The organism is Megasphaera geminata F0357, assembly GCF_000239275.1.
Lineage (GTDB): Bacteria > Bacillota > Negativicutes > Veillonellales > Megasphaeraceae > Megasphaera > Megasphaera geminata.
This window is the reverse complement of record NZ_JH417580.1, coordinates 54,350-62,037: the sequence shown is the minus strand read 5'-3', so window position 1 is coordinate 62,037 and position 7,688 is coordinate 54,350. Positions and strand designations below refer to the sequence as shown.

Here is a 7,688-nt window from a genome sequence, read left to right as displayed (position 1 = left end):
GTCGGCAGCCGGTACGGGCTGCCGCGGCTTTTGCGGGTTTGTGGAGGTAAGTAACGGATCGGTCATGGCGGAGGAGGTGATGACGACATTCTGTGTGTAATACGTAGTGTCGGCTTCATCGGTCGCCGCCCTTACCTGCAGGGAAATCCCCGATGTCAACGTAAGTGTTGTCATAATAAACGATACAATCAAGCGTTGGCGTTTTATCGGTTCCAATTTCATAATACACTCCTGTTGCTGCATAAAATAACATATATTCCGAATTACTTTGTTATTTTTGCGTAGTATTTTATATTGCGGTTTATGACTTATGCGGCCTCACATGGTTTTCTTGGCGGCCGTGTCCGTTAATCGACCGGTTTCAGTATATTGCATTCTTTTATCCGCTTCAGTCCTTTTTCCGACAATTTATAGATCCCGTCTTCCGTGATCAGCAGCTGTTGTTTTATAAGACGTCTGGCGATCTTTCTGAGAAACAAGGGAGACCAGTACAGATGCTCATGTATAGTGCCCGTGCCGTTTTCCGTGACGGCTTCGGCCGTATCCTGATGAGTAAAGACATGGAACAACATAGTCTATTCACCGCAGCGGATACGTAAATACCTCCTGCGGCGTATTTTAGCCACAATACCGATGCGCGGCGCCGTAATGATGGTCATAATGAAGAGCAGGCCGATAACGGAAGCGACCGTGCCGGCAATGGACACGTTCAGAAAAAAAGCGGCTTTTGTACCGCTCACGGCGGCAACGGCTGCGATGACGACCGCGTAAATGAGCATATTTTGCAGGGATTTGGCGAATAAATACGCAATGGCGGCGGGCCCTATCATCAGGGCGATGACTAAAATTGCCCCGACTGCCTGAAAGGATACGACGACAGTCAGGGAGACCAGCGTCATCAGCACATAGTGCAATAATACCGGACGAAACCCGTAAAATGCCGCCAGCAGAGGATCAAATGCGGATAATTTGAATTCTTTGGCAAGGCAGCCTGTAATAAGCGCATTAAGCAGGCAGACGGTCCCCGTCGACCACAGCGCCGCAGGTCCCCAATCGTAATTGCCCCAGTGAACACGTTCGAACGGAGTGAATGCGATCTCTCCCAGGAGAACGGTATCCGTGTCTAAATGCACATTATTGCCGTACAGAGTAATCAATATGACGGCAATGGAGAAAAGGAGCGGGAAAATGATGCCGACAGACGCGTCTTCCGTGACCAGTTTGGTGCGGTAAAGCAATTCTGTCAGCCAGACGGTCAGAATTCCCGTTGCGGCGGCGCCGAGGAGCAAAAGAGGAGAGGACAGGTCCCTGGTAAGAAAATATGCGATAACGATACCTAAGAGGACGGTATGCGTAATGGCGTCGGCTGTCATGGACATACGGCGCAGAACCAGAAATACGCCGGGTATGCTGCAGGGACGGCTGTGACAGTAATGATCAAAAGAATCTCATTTTGCGCGCTCATGAAAAACGGCCAGCCTCCTTTTCAGACGACACAGTATCCCGTACTTCGGAGACAGAAGCAAGCTTGTCAGGACAAAGACGGACAACATGATAATAATGGCGGGTCCTGTCGGCAGTTTCGATACGGAAGCGCTCCACCATACGCCGCCGATTCCGGAGAGGGCGCCGAACAATCCGGCAAGCACGGTCATTGTACCGAGCTTGTCCGTCCATTGACGGGCGCCTGCGGCGGGGGCGATGAGCAGTGAGCTGATCAGAACGGCGCCTACGGTTTGAATGCCGATAATAACGGTTAAGATCAACATGGCTCTGTAAATAACGGTAACGGCCGTAACCGGTATTTGCAGCGTTTCCGCGTATTCAGTATCAAAGGCGATGAGTTTAAGCTCTTTCCAGAAAACCAGAACGGTCAGGATTATCAGCAGTGCAGTGCCGGAGGTGATATATACATCGCGAAGCATCATGGAAGCCGCCTGGCCGAAGATAAACTTGGTAAGCCCCGCCTGGGCGGCGTTATTGAGACTTTGTATATATGTAAGCAGCACCATCCCGAAGCCGAAAAAGGAGGACAGCAGCGTGGCCAGCGCGGCGTCGAATTTTATTTTCGTATATTGGACGGTCAGTGTAATCAGCCATGATGTCAGAACGGCCGATACAGTGGCGCCCAAAAGCAGCCATCCCGTTTCTTTTGTACCGGTCCACAGGAAGGCGAGAGCGATGCCGGGGAGGGCGGCATGAGAGAGGCCGTCCCCTACGAGGCTTTCTTTGCGCAGTACTGCGAATGTGCCGACAATTCCTGCCGCTAAGCCGAGAATGGCGGCTCCCGCAATAATGATACGGAAGGTATATTCGTTCCATAACATCATAGGGCGGCCTCTTGCAGATTATATGTTTTTTTCAGTGCTTCGGCGGTAAACACGTCCTCCGTTCTGCCGCAAGCGATCGTACGCACGTTAAGCAGTGTTACCCAGTCGAAATAGGAACGGACCGTGTTCAGATCATGATGGACGACGACGACTGTTTTGCCCTGATGTTTCATTTCCTTAAGAATAGCGATGATAGTTTCTTCCGTTTTTTTATCGACGCCCTTAAAGGGCTCGTCCATAAAATAAATCTCCCCTTCCTGTACCAGTGCCCGAGCCAGAAATACTCGCTGCTGCTGCCCACCGGAAAGCTGTTTGATCTGCCGGTTTCTGTAATCGGCCATACCGATTTTTTCGAGTACGGCTAACGCCATTTCTTTGTCCCTTTTCCCCGGCCGCCGCAGCCAGCCGAGATGCCCGTAGCGCCCCATGAGGACCACATCCAGCACGGTTGTGGGGAAATCCCAGTCGACACTGCCGCTTTGCGGGACATAGACGATTTGTTTTTTATCTTCTTTGAAAACGGCCAATGTACCGTTAACATAAAATTTAACCCTGCCGGAAACTGCGGTAAGAAGGCCGAGCGCCGCTTTCAGGAGAGTGGACTTGCCGGCTCCGTTAGGCCCGAGTACGGCGGCCAATGCCCCTTGCGGCACCTTCATGTCCACGTCCCAAAGGACGGGATGCATATCGTATGCCACGGTCATATCTTCTATTTCTACTGCCCATTTCATGGAAAGGCTCCTTATTTCAATGCATCGACGATCGTATCTATGTTTGCTTTGACCATGCCGATATACGTGCCGGCAGGTCTGTCGGGCGAGTCCAGGGAATCCGAATAAAGCTCGCCGCCGACGGCGACTTCCCAGCCGTTGGCCCGGCAGGCTTCCTGTACGGCTTCGATTGTTTTATGAGGCACCGATGACTCTACGAAGACCGCTTTTATTTTATGATCTATAATGAACTGCACCAAATCGGTCATATCGCGGGTTCCCGCTTCCGAGGCCGTGCTGACTCCCTGCAGGCCGCGTACCTGAAACCCGTAGGCACGGGCAAAATACTGGAAGGCATCATGTGCCGTCACGAGAATACGGGAATTATCCGGTATTTCGGCGGCTCTGCGACGGATATAATCATTTGCGTCTTCCAGCTGATGTAAATAGTTTTCCTTCCGCTCTTTATACTGGGCGGCATGGGCGGGATCCTTTTCGGCTAAGCCTTTTTCTACGGCCGCCGCCGCTTTTTTCCAATTTTCCACGTCAAACCAAATGTGAGGATCCTGCGCCGATACGCCTCCGCTTTCAAAGGTCAGGATGCGTTCGGGTTCAAGACTGTCGGAGACATAAATAACGGGGATATTCCGATTTTCCATGTTTTTCAGCACGTCCCCCATTTTCCCTTCCAAATGGAGCCCGTTGCAAATAATAAGTTCCGCGTCGGACAATGTTTGTACATCTCCCGCACTCGCCTGGTATAAATGAGGATCGACACCCGGCCCCATTAGACCGGTTACGTTTACGTCAGCACCGCCGATTTGGACGGCTAAATCGGCAAGCATGGTGGTGGTTGTAACGACACGCAGTTTCTCCGCTTTTTTCTCTGATGCCGTTTCGCCGCCGCAGGCCGTGAGCAGCAGCAAAGACAGGCACGAAATGAGAAATACCGTGAATATCCGTTTGTTCATAAAGCCTCCTTCAATTGAAACAATATATTGAATAATTTTTCTGTATGCGTTGCTTTATTTACTGTATCATAAATGATAGTAACTCTCAAATATAAAATAACAAAGAAGAAAAATAAAAATTTTTCTGCCGTAAATTTTAAATACCTCTTAAGAAAGGGACACTTGGGTACGTGTGATAATGAATGGAGAATTTGCGCAGACTTTCGGCATAAAAGGATTGACAGACAAATAGGGGAATGCTACAATACGTAAGTGTCGCAGTGTACACTGCGTCTAATTTGCATGGGTAAGGAGTGAGTTTCGTGAGCTTGGAAGTGCTGCAAGCGGCCAGGAAAACGGTCGGAGCCAAACAGACTTTGAAAGCGATGAAACGGAACGAAGTGTCCGCCTTGTATATTGCCAGGGACAGCGATACAAAGGTCACTCGTCCCCTGACGGACTGTGCCGCCGCAATCGGGGTTCCCGTCAATGAGGAATATACGATGGCGGAACTGGGAACTGCCTGCCGCATTAAAGTCAAAGCGGCAGCCGTCGGTTTGTTAAAATAATTTCGGTAATATCATCATAAAGGGCATTGCCCCGTGGTGATTACAATATAAATCTAATTGTTTAGAGAGGAGGTGCCCATATGCCGACAATTAACCAATTGGTTCGTAAAGGCCGTCAGACATCTGTAAAAAAATCCACTGCTCCGGCTTTGAAAAACTGCCCGCAGAAACGCGGTGTCTGCACCCGTGTATACACGGCTACGCCCAAGAAGCCTAACTCCGCTTTGCGTAAAGTGGCCCGTGTCCGCTTGACGAACTCTATTGAAGTGACAGCTTATATTCCCGGCATTGGCCACAATTTACAGGAACACAGTGTTGTTTTAATTCGCGGCGGTCGTGTCAAAGACCTTCCCGGTGTGCGTTATCATATCGTTCGCGGTGCGTTGGATACCGCAGGCGTTGCGGATCGCAAGCAGTCCCGTTCGAAATACGGCGCTAAAAAGAGCAAATAAAATTTGCCCGCAGTAATTTGATGACTTACATTTTAAGGAGGAATTAGACATGCCCAGAAAAGGCCCCGTGCCGAAGCGCGATGTATTGCCGGATCCGGTATATCATTCCAAACTTGTTACGCGCTTCATTAATAAAGTAATGTTGGACGGTAAAAAAGGCATTGCCGAATCCATCGTGTATGATGCTTTCGATATTATCCGTTCCAAAATGAATAAAGATCCTATGGAAGTATTTGAACAGGCTCTCAATAATGTTATGCCTGTCCTGGAAGTTCGTGCCCGCCGTGTCGGCGGCGCCAATTACCAGGTTCCCGTTGAAGTGCGGGCCGACCGCCGGCTCTCTCTCGGTATCCGTTGGACTGTAGGCTATGCCCGTAAACGCGGCGAACGCACAATGAAAGAAAAACTTGCCGCTGAATTGATGGACGCTTTCAACAATACGGGCGCTGCCGTCAAGAAGAAGGAAGATACTCATAAGATGGCGGAAGCGAACAAAGCTTTTGCGCATTATCGCTGGTAAGACTAAAGTACTACTATTGAGGAGTGGAAGATTATCGTGGCAAGAGAATATTCCTTGGAAAAAACAAGAAATATCGGCATTATGGCTCATATTGATGCCGGTAAAACCACGACAACGGAACGTATCCTTTTCTATACCGGCCGTGTCCATAAGATCGGCGAAGTTCATGACGGTGCCGCTACCATGGACTGGATGGCACAGGAACAGGAACGCGGTATTACGATCACGTCCGCAGCTACAACGGCTCACTGGAAGGATCACCGTATCAATATCATCGATACTCCGGGGCACGTTGACTTTACTGTTGAAGTTGAACGTTCCTTGCGTGTGCTCGACGGCTCCGTTGCCGTTTTCTCCGCAAAAGGCGGCGTAGAACCTCAGTCCGAGACCGTATGGCGTCAGGCTGAACACTACAAGGTTCCGCGTATTGCGTTTATTAACAAAATGGATACGACAGGCGCCAACTTCCTGAATTGTGTCGATATGATGAAGGAACGGCTCCAGGCGAATGCCGTGGCCATTCAGCTGCCTATCGGCGCTGAAAACGACTTCACCGGCATTATCGACCTTGTAACCATGAAGGCCGAAGTATACGGTGATAACCTCGGCAAGGAAATCAATATCGTCGATATTCCTGACGATATGAAAGACCGGGCTGAGGAATATCGTCAAATCATGGTAGAAGCCGTCTGCGAAACGGACGACGCTCTCATGGAAAAATATTTGGAAGGCGAAGAGCTTTCCGCGGAAGAATTGAAAAAAGCCATTCGTAAAGCGGTTGTAACAAATGCCATGGTCTACGTGCTGTGCGGTTCCGCATACAAGAACAAAGGAGTTCAGATGCTTCTCGACGCCGTTGTCGACTATATGCCGTCTCCTTTGGACATCCCTCCCGTATCGGGTATTGTTCCCGGCACGGAAGAACCGGCCGAACGCAAGGCGGATGACAACGAGCCGTTTTCCGCTCTGGCATTCAAGATTATGGCCGACCCCTTCGTGGGTAAACTGGCATTCTTCCGTGTGTACTCCGGTACGCTTGAAGCGGGTACGTATGTATTTAACTCGACTAAGGGCAAAAAAGAACGTGTCGGGCGCATCCTGCGTATGCACGCCAACCATCGTGAAGAAGTCCAGACCGCTTACACCGGCGATATCGGCGCTATTGTGGGGCTGAAAGACACGACGACGGGTGATACGCTCTGTGATGAAAAAAAGCCGATTATTCTTGAAAAGATGGAATTTCCCGAACCGGTTATTTCCGTTGCCGTTGAACCGAAGACAAAAGCCGACCAGGAAAAGATGGGCGTTGCCCTTTCGCGTTTGGCTGAAGAAGACCCGACGTTCAAAGTTAAAACGGATGCCGAGACGGGGCAGACGATTATTTCCGGTATGGGCGAACTTCACTTGGATATCATCGTTGACCGTATGGCTCGTGAATTTAAAGTCGAAGCCAATGTCGGCAAACCGCAGGTTGCTTACCGCGAAACAATCCGCAAGACCGTTAAACAGGAAGGCCGTTTCGTCCGTCAGTCCGGCGGTCGCGGTCAGTACGGTGACTGCTGGCTTGAACTGGTTCCGCAGGAGCCGGGCGCAGGCTTTGAATTTGAGAACAAAATCGTCGGCGGCGCTATTCCTCGCGAATATATCGGTTCCGTAGAAGCGGGTGTTAAAGAAGCTATGGAAACGGGCGTCCTTGCCGGCTTCACGATGGTGGACATTAAGGTTATCGTTTTCGACGGTTCATACCATGATGTCGACTCCTCGGAAATGGCTTTCAAGATTGCCGGTTCCATAGGTTTCAAAGAAGGTGCCCGCAAAGCGGATCCCGTTCTTCTCGAACCGTATGTAAAAGTGGAAGTTGTTGTTCCTGAAGATTATATGGGTGACGTTATCGGTGACCTGAACTCTCGCCGCGGCCGCGTGGAAGGCATGGAAATGCGCAGCGGCGCCGAACATATCAATGCTTTTGTACCCCTGGCCGAAATGTTCGGTTATGCGACGGACTTGCGTTCCAAGACTCAAGGTCGCGGCGTTTATACAATGACTTTCGACCACTATGAAGAAGTTCCCAGGAACGTAGCGGAAAAAGTTATCAATGAAAAAGGCTAAATTTTAAGCGTATTGGAGGAAATGAAAAATGGCAAAAGAAAAATACGA

10 protein-coding genes are annotated in these 7,688 nt (G+C 50.0%); 4 read left to right on the top strand and 6 right to left on the bottom strand.

Going from position 1 to position 7,688, the window contains the following annotated elements:
* From HMPREF0080_RS10020 to HMPREF0080_RS03780, 6 genes are all read right to left on the bottom strand, one after another.
* The coding region (locus HMPREF0080_RS10020) for a hypothetical protein (protein WP_040347125.1) at positions 1 to 222 on the bottom strand (222 nt) is incomplete at its 3' end.
* 125 nt (positions 223 to 347) lie between these two features.
* Entirely contained in the window at positions 348 to 572 is a 225-nt protein-coding gene (locus tag HMPREF0080_RS10705) for a hypothetical protein (protein WP_006789910.1), read from the bottom strand.
* Positions 573 to 575: 3 nt separating this feature from the next.
* Positions 576 to 1,379 (bottom strand): metal ABC transporter permease, encoded by an 804-nt coding sequence (locus HMPREF0080_RS03795; protein ID WP_006789909.1) that lies wholly within the window; start codon positions 1,377 to 1,379, stop codon positions 576 to 578.
* A 69-nt stretch (positions 1,380 to 1,448) separates the two neighbouring features.
* Entirely contained in the window at positions 1,449 to 2,330 is an 882-nt protein-coding gene (locus tag HMPREF0080_RS03790) for a metal ABC transporter permease (RefSeq protein WP_006789908.1), read from the bottom strand.
* Positions 2,327 to 3,061 (bottom strand): metal ABC transporter ATP-binding protein, encoded by a 735-nt coding sequence (locus HMPREF0080_RS03785; RefSeq protein ID WP_006789907.1) that lies wholly within the window; start codon positions 3,059 to 3,061, stop codon positions 2,327 to 2,329. Before HMPREF0080_RS03785 ends, HMPREF0080_RS03790 begins: the two co-directional genes overlap by 4 nt.
* A gap of 11 nt (positions 3,062 to 3,072) precedes the next feature.
* Positions 3,073 to 4,011 carry a metal ABC transporter solute-binding protein, Zn/Mn family gene (locus HMPREF0080_RS03780; RefSeq protein WP_006789906.1) on the bottom strand — a complete coding sequence of 313 codons (939 nt, stop codon included), beginning with the start codon at positions 4,009 to 4,011 and terminating at the stop codon, positions 3,073 to 3,075.
* A 302-nt stretch (positions 4,012 to 4,313) separates the two neighbouring features.
* Here HMPREF0080_RS03780 and HMPREF0080_RS03775 point away from each other — a divergent pair, with 302 nt between their 5' ends.
* The 4 genes from HMPREF0080_RS03775 to fusA all read left to right on the top strand — a co-directional run bounded on the left by HMPREF0080_RS03775 (position 4,314) and on the right by fusA (position 7,640).
* The gene (locus HMPREF0080_RS03775; protein WP_040347123.1) at positions 4,314 to 4,559 is read left to right on the top strand and encodes a ribosomal L7Ae/L30e/S12e/Gadd45 family protein; all 246 of its coding nucleotides are present in this window, start codon (positions 4,314 to 4,316) and stop codon (positions 4,557 to 4,559) included.
* A gap of 80 nt (positions 4,560 to 4,639) precedes the next feature.
* A complete protein-coding gene (gene rpsL, locus HMPREF0080_RS03770; protein WP_006789903.1) occupies positions 4,640 to 5,011 on the top strand; it encodes a 30S ribosomal protein S12 in 372 nt (123 codons plus the stop codon).
* Between the two features lie 49 nt (positions 5,012 to 5,060).
* Positions 5,061 to 5,531 carry a 30S ribosomal protein S7 gene (rpsG, locus tag HMPREF0080_RS03765; protein WP_006789902.1) on the top strand — a complete coding sequence of 157 codons (471 nt, stop codon included), beginning with the start codon at positions 5,061 to 5,063 and terminating at the stop codon, positions 5,529 to 5,531.
* 36 nt (positions 5,532 to 5,567) lie between these two features.
* Positions 5,568 to 7,640: an elongation factor G gene (gene fusA / locus HMPREF0080_RS03760; protein ID WP_040347119.1), complete on the top strand. Its 2,073-nt coding sequence runs from the start codon at positions 5,568 to 5,570 to the stop codon at positions 7,638 to 7,640.
* Positions 7,641 to 7,688: the final 48 nt, after the last annotated feature.